15 protein-coding genes are annotated in these 17,437 nt (G+C 42.9%); 7 read left to right on the top strand and 8 right to left on the bottom strand.

What is annotated here, in order from left to right; translation table 11 throughout:
* Positions 1–94 precede the first annotated feature (94 nt).
* A complete protein-coding gene (gene dusA, locus JMX96_RS04005; protein ID WP_201567466.1) occupies positions 95–1,078 on the top strand; it encodes a tRNA dihydrouridine(20/20a) synthase DusA in 984 nt (327 codons plus the stop codon).
* 81 nt (positions 1,079–1,159) lie between these two features.
* Here dusA and JMX96_RS04000 read toward each other — a convergent pair whose 3' ends face one another.
* The 4 genes from JMX96_RS04000 to JMX96_RS03985 all read right to left on the bottom strand — a co-directional run bounded on the left by JMX96_RS04000 (position 1,160) and on the right by JMX96_RS03985 (position 7,423).
* Positions 1,160–1,948 (bottom strand): CPBP family intramembrane glutamic endopeptidase, encoded by a 789-nt coding sequence (locus JMX96_RS04000; protein WP_227676902.1) that lies wholly within the window; start codon positions 1,946–1,948, stop codon positions 1,160–1,162.
* Positions 1,949–2,016: 68 nt separating this feature from the next.
* Positions 2,017–2,907 carry an alpha/beta fold hydrolase gene (locus tag JMX96_RS03995; RefSeq protein ID WP_201567464.1) on the bottom strand — a complete coding sequence of 297 codons (891 nt, stop codon included), beginning with the start codon at positions 2,905–2,907 and terminating at the stop codon, positions 2,017–2,019.
* Positions 2,908–3,187: 280 nt separating this feature from the next.
* Positions 3,188–4,240, bottom strand: coding sequence for a signal peptide peptidase SppA (sppA, locus tag JMX96_RS03990; protein ID WP_201547820.1), 1,053 nt, complete (start codon positions 4,238–4,240; stop codon positions 3,188–3,190).
* Positions 4,241–4,462: 222 nt separating this feature from the next.
* Positions 4,463–7,423: a ComEC/Rec2 family competence protein gene (locus JMX96_RS03985; protein ID WP_227676900.1), complete on the bottom strand. Its 2,961-nt coding sequence runs from the start codon at positions 7,421–7,423 to the stop codon at positions 4,463–4,465.
* Between the two features lie 245 nt (positions 7,424–7,668).
* Between JMX96_RS03985 and JMX96_RS03980 the strand changes: the two genes are divergently transcribed.
* Positions 7,669–8,244: a DUF2062 domain-containing protein gene (locus JMX96_RS03980; RefSeq protein WP_227522947.1), complete on the top strand. Its 576-nt coding sequence runs from the start codon at positions 7,669–7,671 to the stop codon at positions 8,242–8,244.
* Between the two features lie 58 nt (positions 8,245–8,302).
* Here the strand turns inward: JMX96_RS03980 and JMX96_RS03975 are convergent, their stop codons facing one another.
* From JMX96_RS03975 to JMX96_RS03965, 3 genes are all read right to left on the bottom strand, one after another.
* A complete protein-coding gene (locus JMX96_RS03975; protein ID WP_201567460.1) occupies positions 8,303–8,608 on the bottom strand; it encodes a hypothetical protein in 306 nt (101 codons plus the stop codon).
* 178 nt (positions 8,609–8,786) lie between these two features.
* A complete protein-coding gene (gene lolD, locus JMX96_RS03970; protein ID WP_057760792.1) occupies positions 8,787–9,467 on the bottom strand; it encodes a lipoprotein-releasing ABC transporter ATP-binding protein LolD in 681 nt (226 codons plus the stop codon).
* A gap of 57 nt (positions 9,468–9,524) precedes the next feature.
* The gene (locus tag JMX96_RS03965) at positions 9,525–10,760 is read right to left on the bottom strand and encodes a lipoprotein-releasing ABC transporter permease subunit (protein WP_102092330.1); all 1,236 of its coding nucleotides are present in this window, start codon (positions 10,758–10,760) and stop codon (positions 9,525–9,527) included.
* A 444-nt stretch (positions 10,761–11,204) separates the two neighbouring features.
* On the opposite strand from JMX96_RS03965, the gene JMX96_RS03960 reads away from it, so the two are divergent.
* Positions 11,205–12,179 carry a hypothetical protein gene (locus JMX96_RS03960; RefSeq protein WP_165596796.1) on the top strand — a complete coding sequence of 325 codons (975 nt, stop codon included), beginning with the start codon at positions 11,205–11,207 and terminating at the stop codon, positions 12,177–12,179.
* A gap of 132 nt (positions 12,180–12,311) precedes the next feature.
* Here JMX96_RS03960 and JMX96_RS03955 read toward each other — a convergent pair whose 3' ends face one another.
* Positions 12,312–12,701 carry an SCP2 sterol-binding domain-containing protein gene (locus JMX96_RS03955; RefSeq protein ID WP_057760797.1) on the bottom strand — a complete coding sequence of 130 codons (390 nt, stop codon included), beginning with the start codon at positions 12,699–12,701 and terminating at the stop codon, positions 12,312–12,314.
* An 866-nt stretch (positions 12,702–13,567) separates the two neighbouring features.
* Between JMX96_RS03955 and ccoN the strand changes: the two genes are divergently transcribed.
* From ccoN to JMX96_RS03935, 4 genes are read left to right on the top strand one after another with little or no spacing between them, the layout of a single operon-like run.
* Positions 13,568–15,049, top strand: a complete 1,482-nt coding sequence (ccoN, locus tag JMX96_RS03950) for a cytochrome-c oxidase, cbb3-type subunit I (protein WP_201567458.1) — start codon at positions 13,568–13,570, stop codon at positions 15,047–15,049.
* Positions 15,050–15,058: 9 nt separating this feature from the next.
* On the top strand, positions 15,059–15,697 hold the full coding sequence (gene ccoO, locus JMX96_RS03945) for a cytochrome-c oxidase, cbb3-type subunit II (protein WP_057760802.1): 639 nt from the start codon (positions 15,059–15,061) through the stop codon (positions 15,695–15,697).
* A complete protein-coding gene (locus JMX96_RS03940; RefSeq protein ID WP_057760804.1) occupies positions 15,697–15,876 on the top strand; it encodes a CcoQ/FixQ family Cbb3-type cytochrome c oxidase assembly chaperone in 180 nt (59 codons plus the stop codon). Before ccoO ends, JMX96_RS03940 begins: the two co-directional genes overlap by 1 nt.
* The gene (locus JMX96_RS03935; RefSeq protein ID WP_201568027.1) at positions 15,876–17,021 is read left to right on the top strand and encodes a c-type cytochrome; all 1,146 of its coding nucleotides are present in this window, start codon (positions 15,876–15,878) and stop codon (positions 17,019–17,021) included. Before JMX96_RS03940 ends, JMX96_RS03935 begins: the two co-directional genes overlap by 1 nt.
* Positions 17,022–17,437 lie beyond the last annotated feature (416 nt).

Genomic DNA, 17,437 nt, shown 5'->3' with positions numbered 1-17,437 from the left:
CTCTGGAAACGATTGAAAATAAGGTGCAATGGGTTGTCTCATCCATTGCACCTTCTCCATTTATTTAAGACATAAATATTAAGGCTTGATAACCATGGTTGATATGACCAACAAACGCCTCTCAGTTGCGCCAATGATCGACTGGACTACGACAGACTATCGTTATTTTGCACGACTGTTTAATCCGCATACCTATCTATATACTGAGATGATCAGTACTGGTGCATTGATTCATGGCAATCGAGCACGCCACTTGCGCTTCGATACACTTGAGCATCCTCTTGTATTGCAGCTCGGCGGTGCAGATATCAATGAGATGACACAATGCGCAGAGTTTGCTCAGCAGTATGGCTATGACGAGGTCAATATCAACGTTGGCTGCCCCTCAGATCGCGTACAGCACAACAAGATAGGTGCCTGTCTGATGGCAGAACCTCAGACTGTCGCTGATTTGGTCAAGCATATGCAAGCCGCAGTCGATATTCCAGTGACGGTCAAACATCGTATTGGCATCGATGACTTTGATAGTTATGAGTTTATGGTGGACTTTGTACAGACAGTCGCAGCGGCAGGGTGTACCCGCTTTATCGTACATGCGCGTACAGCATGGTTGCAGGGGCTCAGCCCTAAGCAAAACCGCGAAATACCACCGCTGCGTTACGATGATGTGTATCGTCTAAAGCAGGACTTTCCTGAGCTGGATATCGAAATCAATGGCGGTATCGATACAATTGAAGATATAAAAATGCATCTACAGCATATCGATGGCGTGATGATTGGCCGGGCGTTTTATCACAATCCTTATCTATTAGCAGAGGCCAATAGCTTATGGAACGAGGCAACTCCTGAGACAATACCTAAGCGCTCAGAGATTTTAGAGCAGCTATATCCTTACCTAGAAGAACAACTCGCAAAAGGCGAAGCGCTACCAACGATGACAAGGCATTATTTGGGACTCTTCCAAGGTTTGATGGGCGCGCGTAAATGGCGCCAAGCATTGAGCGGCAAACCTCAGCTGACGATTGATGATATTAAGCGAGCGGCCGATGAAGTGCTACTATTAAATCCTGATGCATAATCCTAACGCGTAGCTAAATTTTCATATCTGACTGTCTCGATAGAATTTACATGCCAGCCGTTGTTGTGGACAGCATTTTATCTACGTCGCTTGCGCAATATACTGCCACATCGCCGCGCCATTATTGACAATGTGCAGTACGATTGGCAGTAATAGCGAGCCTGATTTAATCCGTGCATAGCAAAATATCAATGCCAACACTACGATGGTACTAATCTCGTAGATACCATACTGCACATGGATCACAGCGAATATCAAACTTGTCACAATGCTGGCGACAATCGCCCCATGATTCGCTGAATATGATGGTGCTATGAACTGTTCTGCGATGGCTGACCACAATATACCGCGAAAGATAACCTCTTCATAAATTGGTGCGACGACCACCATGGCAAAGACCAATAGCCAAACCGAACTTACTGACTGGTAGAGAGGATCGACAAACACCAACGGCGCCATATCGAGTACATACGTCAGTGCCTGACTGGCAATCATAAATATCAGTAGTAGCCCAAGCATGCCTATACCTACCGACAGTGAGAACGGCTTTAGCGCTAGATATTGACGCAGACTGCCACCTTTTAAACGAATGATAAGCATGCTAATTGTCACTAGCAATACACAGCCGATAAGTATAGACAGGCTCACAACCGTTCCATCATTACTACCAAAATAGAATATCCGCCCTATCGATGTCTGTTCATCGGCAGGTAATACCAGCTTGCCAGCGACATAAACACCTACCAACTGACTGATAAAAAACGCAAGCACCATTCCTACTGTTAGCACGAATGTAGCCACGCGCGAAAATAGCGGCAGAGACTTAGGTGAGACAGTCTTACTAGATGGCGCAGTTAGGTTCTTTGGCATAAAGGTATCACTTAAAAATACTCTGGCAGCTCATATCCATTACAAGCATGACTGATGGTATGTTGCGTTTATTTGGACAATTGCTGCTTGATCAATCCTAACACTAGCTTTGAGACAGACTCTGGATACTCAAGTGGGAACATATGGCCCCCTTCGTGAGTCTCATAAGGAATGCCCAAGCGCGATTTTATCTGCTGCGGAAAGCGACGTTTCAAAAAGATGCTGTCTTGACCAATGATTAAAGTTACAGGCACTTTGGGGCCACGATTCGGTGACAGCCAATACCAAGATGGATTGGTACGGAACACAGCGACTTCGCTAGCTTTAGGGATAGCCAATGTCACTTTGCCATCAGCACGCTCATGTAATCCGTGATCGATATATCCTTGAAAGCTACGCTCATCAAAATTCTTAAAAAACCCTTTATGTCGCATTTTCTCATATGCTTCATCCCGGCTATCCCACACATCACGGCGATGCTTAGACACGCCAGCTGGTGACAGTTTGTCCATCAGACGATTATTCATAAGCGGTAATCTGTCTGCTGTCTTTGCCAAATGCCATAACAAGCTGACTTTGCCATAAATCCAAGGCGGGTCCATAAGTACTGCTTGTGCAAATAGTTCAGGCTGGCGATACGTGGCTTGCAACGTACACATGGCTCCAAGCGAATGCCCTACTCCTACCACCTGCGCTACGCCATGCTTTTCGCAGGCACTGTTTACGCTATCAATGATTTGCTGCGTCAGACTACGCCAATGATCGTCCACTGGATAATCAGGCGTATCACCCAACATCGCAATATATTCAATCGTAAAAAATTTTGATAAACCTTTAAAAAATGGCTCATATACCGCGCTTGGCATTCCATTAGCATGAGCAAAATGCAGCACAGGTTTATTGGTTATTTTAGAGACAGGTAGTTTAGCAAAGGACTGCAAATTTATTTCATCACTCATGACAGACTCTCGTGGGATCGTTTATGTTATATATTATTCTAATGATTGAACCTTGTACTATTTTCAAAACCAACAGCATCAAAACTAATCCCTTCAAAACTAACCATGTTTATATGACAAATTTGACGACTGTGTTTGATGGTTATAGTTGTATAGCTAATTTAATCAGGCTATCACTTGGGCCAAGGTTTTTTATTTGGTATTACATACAATTAAGGCTGAGCACAATCATATGCTCAGCCTTAACAATCATACACATTATATCTAAAACATAAAACGCTTAACGCATCTGCCCAGTGTTGCTTTCTTGTGGCAATACATCAAGACTAACGCTAGAGCCAATACCTGCACCTAACTTCACTGCAAAACGATCCATAAACATTTGGAACGGATCGGTTGGGCTATAGCTAATGATTGTATCAAGGTCAAGTTGCTTACTTAGACTTGTGATACTACCTGTTTTGTCTGCTAAGCCTAGCTCAATAGACTGCTCACCTGTCCAGAATAGCCCTGAGAACAGTTTGTTTTGCTCAGGATTTTTCAGACGGTCACCGCGACCTTCTTTGACAGCGTTGATGAAATGCTTATGCGTGTTTGCTAGTACTTTTTCGACATGATTTTCTTCATAATCAGTCAACGGACGAGATAAACTTAAGATATCTTTATACTCACCAGCCGTAATCGTACGATCTTCTACGCCAACTTTGTCCATCAAACCTTTAACGTTGTAGCTTGGCATGATGACACCGATAGAGCCGACCAAACTTGATGGATTGACATAAATCTCATCGGCGGCAGACGCAATATAATAAGCACCTGACGCACCGATATCACCAATCACCGCATAAAGCTTTTTGTCTGGGTATTCTTGGCGTAAGTCCATCATGGTCTGCCAAATCTCGTCAGACTGTACCGGTGAACCGCCAGGTGAATTGATATCTAAGGCCACTGCTTTTGAGTTACTGTTTGCAAAGGCATCTCTCAATGCTTCATTGACATCATACGCATTCGCTACATCATCATTACTGATGACGCCTTGTAGCTCAACCACTGCCAAATGCGGATCGCTAGTATCGACTGCGTCCATACCTGTTGGTGCACTGCTGCAACCACGACCAAGGGTCAAAAATATCAATAGGATATAACCAAAGGTCAGTAGTTTAAAAAAGATACTCCAGCGACGAGCGCGGCGCTGCTCAACCACACTCGCTAATAACGTGTTTTCCAGCACCTTCCATTCTTGTCCACTTGGCGGGCTTGGTTGCTGCAGTTGCGTTGGCTGATTTGCCGAGTTATCAGGACGTTTGTTAGGGTCTGGTGGCCAGTTGGGCATATAACTTCCTAAGTTAGAAACAATCTAAAACAATAAAATGAGGTTGTTGAGAAATACAGTTAAAGCGGTAGTGTATACCTTATACTGTCTCACCATACCTGTGACCTATGTTAATAGTCAGTGACCTGTATTAATAGGCTGCTAAGTATGGTGGTATTTCGATAATGGTTCAATAGTATAACTGTGAAATATCACTATATTGTAACGCTGATAATATAAGCCTTATTTTTGAGGGTGAGTAGTTTCGGCATTGGGAGTGCTATTAATGTTATTTAGCGATAATGCAGCTTCTAACGGCTTATTATCATAGGTTATAACTTCATCGATTCTCTGACGACTTGTGATATCGCCTGTAATTTGCGAGGCACTATGACCAAGCCAACGTGTATTTTTGAATAGCATATTCTCATTATTCGATTCAACTGAACATAGTAATGACCACAGTTGCCAAACGCGTTGATGAGTAGCAGTATCTAGAATCAAACGCGACTGGGAAGACGCTGACTGTTTGCCAGTTAACTGGTTAGATGCTATTTGTGCTTGAGGGTTAACAGGTGAATTGGCAGGTAACGAATTGAGTGGATCTGCTGCATTGTATCTAAGAACGCGTATAGGCAGATTAGTATCAAGAGCAATTGTACAATCCCAAACGCTGGTATCACCTATTTCATTCCAACCAGTGATGGCTTGTACTGACAACTCATCGTTGGCCGACTGCCATATTTTGCCTTGCTCACAACGTTGGGCACTGATAGTGGGCGTATATTCAGACTGCTTAACTGTTTTGTAAGCTTGCTGAAATGCAGACCAACGATCGGAGCGCCCTGCTTGCCAATATTGGCTAATAGATAACTGCTCGTTTAATTGCGCAACGGTCATTGGTAGTAATTCAGAATTTTTGGTACTAGCAATATTCTTATCGTCAGGAATTAACGTATCAGTCAGGCCGACACTGCTACTCTGTACGACAATACTCTCTAAATTGTTGACAGATAAACTGCCCAGTTGCTGCTTTAAATTTTCAGATAATTTGTCTGCTGTCAGGCTGCTTGGCATCGTTCGTGTAGAGGCTGGTCTATGATCAGCTAAGAACAACCAATTGGTATTTTCTTCGTTGACGGTAGGATATTGTAGCAATGCCGCCGTTATATACGAATCACCCGTTGGCAAAATATATAGGGTCGGCATCGTGACAAATGACTGCTGATTGGCATACACCGTCATCATCAGCAACGTTAATGGTGGCAACGTTAACCAACGACTAAGCAAACCTTGTGGCAGTAGCCAAGGCAATGCACTTAGCAAAGCCATCGATAGTATCGCGATATTAACTGGTGTATAGAGCCACGCATCCGACAACGCTAGCAATGACGTCAGCCAACTCATCAAATCGTGTAGATGACCGACAATCGTACTAATAACCATCCAAAGAATATCAGCAATACTCGGCATTAAAAGGTAACACAACCCTGCTAATAAATTGAGTGGTACAATCACCCAACCAAATAGCCCGATAGCAAATAAATTGATAAAAAGACCCCATAACGACGCCTTACCGAATAAAAGCAACGTAACGGGTAATAAAGTAAGAAACAGCCAAAACTGTAGCTTAAACACTCGCTTGAACGTTTGCCAAACACGGTCAGATAGCGCGTTATTGATATGAGTACGTGGCTTACTATCATGTACAGTCGTTGCAGCAGTAGTCTGATGCTGATACGACTTATCGTCATACTTGAGTAATAATGCCACTGCAATAAAAGATAGCCAGTAACCTGCCTGCCACAATACGTAAGGTTCACGCCAAACCATCAACACAGCTAGCGCCAATAGCACGCGCATTGTACTAATAGGGAGCAATGTTAATCTGACAAATCCAATCGCTAATAACATCCAAGCCGTACGGGCAGCAGGCACGTCAAAACCAGTAAATAGCGCATAAATAAAAGCGGCGCCAATCATTACCCACCAGCGCACTTGCCAGCGCGGAATACGACGGTAAATCGCCGAATAATTACGATCAAACAGCAGTACAACTATACCTGCTAACACAATAGCTAAAAACAGTACATGCGTGCCTGAAATAGCGAGCAGATGTGAGATACCCGCCAGTTGATATAAATCCTTAGTATCACGATTAATCAAGCTACGATCACCCGTAAGCAAACTTAATGTGACGGCTTTTGCTTGTTGCTCTGCTATCGTTTGCGCTGACCAGTCTTGATAGAAATGCTGTCGTAATCGCCAACGCCCTTGATCAATACGAGTACGAAAGCGCTGAAGATATGAGTCAGAATCTAGCGACTGCTTCGAATATTTTTCATCGATGATTTCATTGCTAATTTCGTTACTGTTTACCAATGTAGGACTAATGGCCAAAATATTCGCAACGCCATCAATATGCCGACCTCGCAACCAGCGATAACTGTCAAAACCAGTAGGGTTATTGACTGCTTGTTCAGAAGTAGCCAATGGCGCTAGTGCTAGGCTCATGAATATCTCATCACCGGGCTGCAAATCGTTTAAGAATGCAAACTGGCTCTTATTCGCAGACTTTCTTGGATAGGCGTTAAGTAGGACTCGGTGCTCGCTGACTTTGATATTAACTTCATTGGGATTAACATCGTGATTAGTGCTTAGGCTATTTTTATTAACCTCTAAATAGTCGGATGTTTTAGTTGCTAACTCTTGGGGCGTTAGCTCAGCGACTAACGGAGCGATATTCGTTATCACCGCTACTTGGCGATACCCGCTATCTGTAGTGGCATCATAAACACTGTCGCTCAACCCTTCGATACGAACGAGTGCTTGTACTCGTATCGGTGCAGTTATTTCAGCGCTTTCTGCTTGTTGATGAGTAACCAAGGCTTGCAGTGCGCTGCCTATCACTAATGCAGCCGTTAGCAAAGCTAAGACTAAATATCTAATAATACGGAAAGGAAGTTTAGTATGAAGAGTTGCGTTGTTAGAGGTCTTTTTATCAGCGCTGTGACTGTCTATCGAAGGTATGTTGAGTTGAGCAGACGCCAACAGAAACGTAGCAAATACAATCAGCGCCAACGACAGATTAGACGGATCAATCATATCTAGCAAAGATAAGTCGGTTGGCATTATCACATTATCTGCGACTGCCAATACGCCCATCATAACTATAATTATGAGGCTACCAATCAACCAGTACACCAGCACTCCTTGCTTGATGACTTAGATATTATTCGGCCAAATATGGTTACTTACTATAGCAAATGGTACGCGATGCAATAGCATTTATATTTATATTACCCTATACTGAGGCAACGTATTAGGTGGTAACTATCTGACACCACCATTCTGTGTGTTCTAACCTTTATCCTACTCACCATATATTACTTTATACCAGCTTCTCAATACCATTGAGTAGACTGTAGTTAATGATTAAAGGCAATCCTGTGCCCCAAAAACGTCTAAAAGACCTACTTCCTACACCAGAGAAAATCTTAGAAAGTCGCACTTTAAAGCTGTTTGCACCGCACTTGGCTGATCCAAGGCTATGGCATTTCAATCGACACAGCCTAAATAAGGCCGTCTATATCGGTGTACTAAGTGCATTTTTTCCGCTGCCAGGACAGATGTTACTGGCACTTATTGGCTCGCTTATTTTTCGTGCCAATGTCCCTATGGCGCTTGGTTTAACATGGATTACCAACCCAGTCACTAGCTTGCCAATATTTTATGCTGGATACTATATCGGCGCAAAAATTATTGATGCACCTGTGATTAGCTTGCGATTCATCGGTAGAATGATTGCTGATTTTAGCTTATGGGCATTATCAAACGGTGCCAATCCGTTCATTACTTATCGCGGTACAGTATCACTTGCTGCATTTTGTATCGGGCTAACGATTTTAGCCGTAGTCACCAGTCTTATTTGCGGTTTGGCATTTAAGGCCATTTGGCGTTATAAGACCGTGGCGAGCTGGCAGAAACGTCAGCAAAAACCTTCTGATGAATCTGACAAATTATAAGGCAATCTATCTTTATTACACGGCTATAACGCTTACGCCCTAGCTAAACTAACACAGCTTATTCTTCTTTACTGTTCTCTATAGCATTCAAAACTTTGTCAGTGAAATTACTATCCATCGGTACGATCTCAATGACTTCATCATTTTTACAGAGCGTATAACGCTTACCTGTCGCGCTATCTTGGACTTTTAGGTCATAATCAACCCCAGCCAAAGTGATAGCATCAAACACAGGGGTCAGTAGCTCAGTTTGTGCCTGTCTATCGAGCGCTTCAAACAAAGTTGGATCGATGTAAGGCTTTAACGGCTCATCACCCTCTTCCGCACTGCCAAAAGCCGCAATTGGATTATCATCTTCACGCATTTTACGCATCCTTATAAAATAGATAAGGCGGCTGGCTCACAACCGCTTAATCGCTAGTTTCTATGATATGTTTTCTTAGTAATACAACAATAACTTTTCAATATAATAGCCATCACATCTATGACAGACGCCAATAGATGGCGTTTCGGTCAGTTTTTCAACATAATATAAAAAATTATTAATACTGTTCCCAATGCCCATTGCGTAGCAACAACTGACGGTCAGCAAGCGCCGCCAAATTGCGATCATGCGTCACCATAAGTAGCGCCGTTTGCATAGTGCTTTGTAGCTCTGACAACAGGCCAAAGACGCTTTGTGCATTGTCATAGTCCAAGTTACCTGTTGGCTCGTCCGCCAAAATAAGCGATGGCTTAGTCACTAGCGCGCGTGCAATTGCCACACGTTGACGCTCGCCACCTGATAGCTCACCTGGTCTATGCATCAAACGATGCTCAAGACCGACATTTTCTAGAATCTCAACCGCTTGCTTACGAGCATCAGTCGTTGATACTTCTGGACGCATAAGCAACGGCATAGCTACGTTTTCGATTGCTGTAAACTCTGCCAACAGGTGGTGAAACTGATAAATAAAACCCAAATGCTTGTTACGCATTGCCCCGCGCTCAGTTTCATTCATGCTATTTAATAGCTGACCATGCAACCAAACCTCACCACTGGTTGGCGTATCTAGACCACCAAGCAAATGTAGCAACGTACTTTTACCTGAACCACTGGTTCCAACGATAGCGATGCGCTCACCCGCATGAACAGTCAGATCAAGACCAGTCAATACTTGTGTACTGACCGCGCCTTCATCATATATCTTATTGATATTGGTCGCTTCTAAAATGGCAGACATAGCGCTTCCTTTATTTTATTTATTTCGGTATTTATTTCAACATTTAGGCGTTTGCGATTACTCATAGCGTAACGTTTGAGCAGGCTGAATCTTAGCCGCTCGGCGCGCTGGATAAATCGTTGCCAAAAAGCTCAGTACAAACGATGCACCTGTAATTAATACCACATCTAACAAACGCAACTGCGATGGCAAGTAATTGACAAAATACGCATCAAATAGGTTCAGACCAAAGGCTTGGTTAATAAAGCCTAAAATATCGCTGACCGTAAGCGCAAATATCACACCCAGTATCGTGCCAGCGATAGTACCGATAACCCCGATGACCACACCTTGGACCATAAAGACTTGCGTAATCAAGCGAGGAGACGCACCAAAGGTTTTTAAGATTGCGATATCTGCTTTTTTATCGGTCACTAGCATGACCAAACTTGAGACAATGTTAAAAGCAGCAACTAAGATAATCAAAAATAGTAATAGGCCGACCATGGCTTTTTCCATTTGAATTGCCCCAAATAGATTGCCATGAGTCTGTGTCCAGTCATTTGGATATAGCTTTTCAGGTGCGATAGCAGCCGCTTTTTCCGCAGCTATCGGCGCAGTAAAGATATCGTTAAGCTTCATGCGTACGCCCTGTGCGCCTTCTGGCAGACGCAGTAACTTTGCCGCATCTCCCATCGGGATAAACGCCATGAGACTGTCTACTTCTGGGCTGATCGTAAAGATGCCTGTCAGAGTAAATCGCTTAAATCGCGGTATCACGCCTGCTGGTGATGGTGACGCTTCTGGCAATACCAGCGTCACCTTATCCCCTATTTGCAGACCCAAAGACTGCACCATCTCCTCGCCCAACACAATACTGAAGTCACCACTTTTCAGGGTGTCAATACTACCTTCAATCATGTGCTCATTGATGATGGAGACGTTTTTCTCGTATTCAGGCTCGACGCCTGTCACCATGATACCTGCGACCTGACCATTTGATGTCAGCATTCCTTGCAGTTGAATGAATGGTGCCACAGCTGCCACTTCTGGGTCTTCTTTGATCTGATCAGCTAGCTGTTCCCAGTCGCCAATAATTTCTGATGAGACCACAGTAGCCTGCGGTACCATTCCCAGAATACGGGTTTTCAGTTCACGGTCAAAGCCGTTCATCACTGATAGCACCGTAATCAATACGGCAACCCCAAGCGTCAGACCAATCATCGAGATGAGTGATATAAAGGAGATAAAGCCATTACTACGTTCTGCTCGGGTATATCGTAAGCCGATAAATAACGCTAAAGGACGAAACATATTCAAACTCTTTATCTTATCTACGTGCGACTTTATATAGGTTGCATAACGAGCAGTAGTAAATGCATCATACAGTTGCTACTACTCACATATAAATCAAACACAAAAACAGGGTGTCAGACGAGCCAATAACAGCTGTCAAAAGGGAGCTAGTTTGACACAAACTAGCTGATATGTGCCAGTCATTAGCAACAACTGAGAGTATTTTTTACCAAAAAACTGGGTTTTGTTATTATTTTTTATAGGGGGCTTGCTATTAGCTGTACCAATACCTATATATTATATGCTAAAGACAATTGTCATTAACCCCTCATTGAGGTTTACTCACTATTTACTGATAATATCGCTGACCATCATAAACCAATCATTTAAAATGTTGGATGGTACACAAGCAAACACAGTATTAGATACAAACCTCACGCTGACTTAATTTTGAGTATTTTCATGACCATAAATTATCAATACAAAAACATTCAATCTCCCACCAAGATCACGTTGACCGATGAGCAGTCTGCAGGTCACGCCGATCACTGGCGTATTCTGACCGATGATATGAGTCATGATGTGCCTGAATGGCTACAAAAAATGATCGAAGTCGCGGCGATGCCTAAAGGCCTGAACAACAACGTCAGTGCAAAAGACAGCTGCCTGCTTCTATCAGAAGATCAGCCTTGTCATATTAATCAAGTGCTCGCGATGAAAGATGGTAAGCCAGAATGCTTCATCAACGCCTATCCTTGTGTCGATAGCCCTTACGGATTGAACTGCAAAATTGAGCGTGTCATCGCTAATGACAACTCACACGATGCCGTGTTGCGCTTACGTACTGCTGATGGCAGCATTATTTATGCGTTTGATCAACTCTATACGACTAATCGCCATCTCTATCAACGCGACACCTCTTACTATGTGAACTTTAGTGCTTGGGCGCACGAAATTAAGCTAAGCGAGCAAAACGAAGTCATCATGGTCGAAGACCAAGAGTCTATCCGTTATCATCGTGCCTTTAACGATATTGTGGCGGCAAATGACGGAAAAATCCCTGATGACCTACAAGAGCAAATCAGCGAATGGAAGCCTGAAACTAAAGAGCAAATGGCACCTGTCGAGATCAACTTAGGCCATATGTGCGCTTACTTGTTTGGCGATACGCTAGGACAAGAAGATGAAGCTTGGTGTCAGGGTCAAGTGCTTGGCAAGCAAGAAACCGTATTTAATGGTAAATCTATCATATTGTTTGACGTGGTGACGCTACGTGAGCAAGATGCAGATCCTTTTGTGGTGCGTATCGGTGCGCTTAATACTGCTGAAACCAATAGCATCAAAGTACATGACTACGTCCAAGCAAACGTATGGCTGCAAGCAGCAATATACAAAGAAAACCAATCAAATGCGACGCAGCAATCAAAAGCTAGCTAGGCTGTTTGAGAGACTTTTTATGCCTATTTGATTGCGCAATAAAAAAGCCCCTAATATGAATTAGGGGCTTTTTTGTGTCTTATGGATTCTTACAAACCAAAAACGTAACGTAAAATTCGTATAAATATACGATTAAGCCATCGTCGTCATCGATTTGATGCGAGTGTATAGCTCTTTTTGCTCTGCACTTGGTCGAGCAGTCTGTACTGCCATTAGCTGTGACATATCGCCTTCAACACGGATTTTACCACTCATAAATGCACCCATGATTTGATTGGTATCAAAATCAGTGATGATAGACTGTAGGATATCGCGATCTAATAGCAGCGTCGTCGTTGCATTATCGTTTAAGCCGCGATGCAGCAGACCATTTGCAAAATTGGCTTCGATAGTTTTATCAGCTTCAGCCACTTTTAAGTTGACGACCATATTGGCAAGTACTGGCGGTAAGTTTAACTCACCTGCTTCGTTGCCCATTTTTTCTACTTGCTCAAACCATTCATCTGTCAAAAAAACTGCCATATTATATTATCCTTAATTGATATTATGTCAGACCAATATCCCTTGAGGCACTATTGGCCTAACTATTAGAATTATTAAAATGATTGCTATCAATAGACCTATGCAATACATAGCCATTAATGACGTTCAGCCTCATTATAAAGGGCGACTTGATAAGAAGTAAAACCTATTTATCGGCTCAGCAATGTTATTGTTACAAAAATTCTTTGCAGGTCTACGCTTATGTTTAGCGAGCGCCTCCCCTATTCAATCAAGATGAGCATCTAGAATAGTGACAAAATTGTGTATAAAATAGAGGAGTAGCACAGCAATAATAAGTTGCTCGCTAACATTTATACCAAAGAGTTTGTATTTTGGCGCATAGTTCTGATGATATTTAATTAGGATTGCGTTACAATACCCTTAAACAGAGTCGGGAGTTTTAACCAAACATTACATAATCGTGTTTTTTGTCAGCCGCCGCTAGCATACATCTATGGTCAATGCGTTTTAATAGCCCTATAGATATGGGTATCTATCTTCATTAGTACAGATTTTTTCGTAATAATTAAGATACATATTTAGCCTTATGAGATGTTTGATGCTCAAAACGGCGCGTCTTCTTATTTACCTTGATGATCTATTAACAATCCTATTATCGATTGACCTTGAGTAAGGTGCATGAAGTGCCTATTTCTATTTATTAGTATTAACTGATAGACAGCAAGGGCCTGAATCGATATTTAATGATGTCATTGCGCTAAGTAAGTCAAAAAACAACATGTGTTGGCACCAGTATAAATATGAATTTGAGAGTATTTATAGTGCAGACAGCATAGATTGTTGGTTAATTCTGTTGATAATTCGGGCTGTAAAGGAATCATCCAATGAGTTTACAAAACACAGCAGTCGCCCCAGTTGACCGTGAGTATGAAATTACTGTCGTAAGATTTTTTACGATCATGGCTGTCGTTTGGGGCATCGTCGGCATGAGTCTTGGTGTGTTCATTGCTTCACAGTTAGCATGGCCAGCACTCAACTTTGACATTCCATGGCTGACCTTTAGTCATTTAAGACCACTGCATACCAATGCGGTGATTTTTGCGTTCGGTGGTTCTGCCCTGTTCGCAACGTCTTACTACATCGTTCAGCGTACCTGTAAAACGCGCTTATTTGCGCCATACTTGGCTTGGTTCACCTTTTGGGGTTGGCAGGCAGTCATTGTTGCTGCCGTCATCACGCTTCCTCTAGGTTTGACTTCAAGTAAAGAATACGCTGAGCTTGAGTGGCCTATCGATATCTTAATTGCCTTGGTATGGATTTCTTATGCCATCGTATTTTTCGGTACACTCATCAAACGTAAAACCTCACATATTTATGTGGCTAACTGGTTCTTTGCCGCCTTCATCATTACGATTGCACTACTACACATCGTAAACAGCATGGCGATTCCTGTTAGTGCGTTCAAATCTTACTCGCTATTTGGCGGTGCAACTGATGCGATGGTGCAGTGGTGGTACGGGCATAACGCGGTAGGTTTTTACTTAACGGCAGCCTTCCTTGGAATGATGTATTATTTCGTTCCTGTACAGATTGGCCGTCCTATCTATTCTTATCGTTTGTCTATCGTTCACTTTTGGGCATTGATTGCTTCATATATGTGGGCTGGTGGTCACCATTTGCATTATTCAGCGCTTCCTGATTGGACGCAGTCTCTTGCTATGGTCTTCTCAATCATCCTATTCGCACCATCTTGGGGTGGTATGATTAACGGTGTACTAACGCTATCAGGTAGTTGGGATAAGCTGCGTACCGATCCGATCATTCGCTTTATGATTGTTGCATTGTCGTTCTACGCGATGTCGACGTTCGAAGGCCCAATGATGTCTATCAAAACAGTGAATGCGCTATCGCATAACACTGACTGGACAGTTGGTCACGTACACTCAGGCGCACTTGGCTGGGTTGGTATGATTACTATTGGTTCGCTATACGTATTGTTACCACGTATTTATAACAAACCGAAGATGTACTCTATCAGCTTAATCACCACGCATTTCTGGCTAGCGACTGCAGGAACGATCTTCTATATCGTGTCTATGTGGATCTCAGGTATTGGCCAAGGCATGATGTGGCTTGCTACTAACCCAGACGGTACTTTGGTATATAGCTTCGTTGATACTGTTGAATTCTCGCATTTCCCATATATTGGCCGTGCATTTGGTGGCTTCTTATATGTATCGGGTATGTTTGTAATGGCTTATAACTGCTATAAAACACTCAAAATGCCAGAAGGTAAGCCTGTAGATGTCGCTGATCCAACGGATCATGAACCTAGTGTCGAAAAACCTTCGACAGCTAACGTATAAGGAGCGATCATGGCTGGTACACCGCATGAAATTATTGAAAAAAATACAGGCTTGTTAGTCATTGGTATCGTGATTGCTATTAGTTTTGCAACGCTAGTTGAAATCGTGCCATTGATCTATGACAACAAGGGTCCTGAAGAAGGTGGGGTGAACGCTCCCCTTCCCGCTATGGAGCCTTGGACAGCGCTTGAATTTGAAGGTCGTGATATTTATATCCGTGAAGGATGTCACGTTTGTCATACTCAAATGGTTCGCCCATTACGTGCAGAAGTTGAACGTTATGGACCATATTCACGTGCCGCTGAGTCGACGTGGGATCATCCATTCTTATGGGGATCGAAACGTACTGGACCAGATTTAGCACGTGTTGGTGGCCGTTATTCTGAAGATTGGCAAAAGCAACATTTGATCAATCCACGTTCGCTAGTGCCTGAATCAGTTATGCCAGGTTTCCCTTGGTTGGCGACTAACGAAGTAGATGGCGAAAACATTCAAGCTAAAATGCGTCTATTCCGCGATCGCTTCGGTGTTCCTTATACTGAAGAAGACATTGAAGGCGCTCCAGATGCAGTGCTTGGCGCTACTGAGCTTGACGCTTTGGTCGCCTATCTACAGCAGTTAGGTACCGCAATGGAAGGACAGCGCTAATGGGTATTGGTGAATTACAAACAATTGCGACCGTTTCTGCCTTTATTGCCTTCGTAGGCGTTGCATGGTGGGCGTATTCGCCAAAAAACAAAAAACGCTTCGAAGAAGATGCACAACTTGCGCTTGATGACGAGGATATAAAATCTCTGTCTGAAGAGCAGCGCAATAAGGATAAATGATGACATTTTTTTGGAGTTCTTGGATCACGCTAATCAGTTTCGGTTGCTGGCTTTTTATTCTTGGCGTTCTGCTGTTTGTACTAAAATACAAACCAGACGTTGAGGAAGACGGTACCACTGGTCATGAATACGATGGTATCCGAGAATACGACAAAGCACTTCCTAAATGGTGGTTGGTGATATTTTTTGGTTCAATCGTTTGGGGTGTGGCTTACTGGGTATTCTTTCCAGCTATGTTCCCAGCACATTGGAAAGGTATCGCTACCGTAGAAGTTGACGGTGAAACTGTACCGTGGACCTCTAAAAACGAGTTGTTCAGTGAGCTTGAAAGCAACAACAAAGTATTTACTGATAACTTTGAAAAAAGCATTTTGGTAAAAGCAGATGCTGCAGGCGCGACTGCGACATTAGGGTCGTTGAATGAGTTACAAGCGACCATGCGTCGTAGCGAAAACCCACCAGCAGATCTACAGACTAAAATTGACGAAAAAGTTGCAGAACTTGCTCCTTATGTCGAAAAACTGTCTGAAAATCCAAATGCTTTAAAAGTTGGTAGCCGCTTGTTCTTACAGAACTGTTCTGTATGTCACGGCTCTAACGCCAAAGGTGCGACAGGCTACCCTAACTTAACAGATAATGATTGGTTATATGGCGGCGAAGCTAGCAACATTCTGACCACGCTACACAATGGTCGTATTGGCGGTATGCCTGCTTGGCGTGATCAGATCGGCGAAGACGGTGTACGTGCAGCTTCTGAATATGTATTGTCACTATCTCCAAACAACGGTAGTAAGAGTAACGGTGAACTTGATCAAACTTTGGTTAATCAAGGCGAAGCGATCTTTAAGCAACAGTGTGCACTTTGTCACTCTGAAAGCGGTAAAGGTATGATTTCAGCAGGTGCACCGAACTTGACTGACAATATCTGGTTATATGGCGGTGAGCGTGAGACTGTACGTAATACATTACGTTATGGCCGTGCTGGCGTTATGCCTCAGTGGGAAACTAAGCTAGGTAATGAGCGTATCATGCTACTTGCTGCTTATATCTACTCACTATCAGATAAAACAGGCAAATCACCTGAAGCAGCACCGGTTACTGCTGCTACTCAGCCTGTAGCAACTGAAGAAGCAACTGCTAACTAAGACGTTGTTACTGTACTGAATATGGACGAGATTTAATGAAGGGAGAACTGTTATTGCAGTTCTCCCTTTTGCGTATAGTGGTATTGATTTTCATTTAGAAATGACGATGATGAGCGGCTATAAACACTATAAAACGTTCTCATATATTCGTTGCTTTTTACGATTATCACCCCATTATTAGTAGGGAGAATGTTAGAATAGCTATTTTTTAAAATAGTCTATTGGTCATGGCTTTATATCGCTCTGACTCAATCACATAACACGATAGTCAACTTCACATAAATTAGATACAGGCTTGTTTAGTCTACTATTTGTAGTACCTTTGCTCCCCTTTGCTTGTATCAAGATTATGTTGAACCGACTATATTTACAATCGATCATTTGGTAAGCAGATTAGAAGATTTTTTATCGAATTT

It is taken from the genome of Psychrobacter sp. JCM 18900 (assembly GCF_904846625.1).
Classification (GTDB): Bacteria; Pseudomonadota; Gammaproteobacteria; order Pseudomonadales; family Moraxellaceae; genus Psychrobacter.
This window is presented reverse-complemented; position numbering and strand designations above follow the sequence as displayed.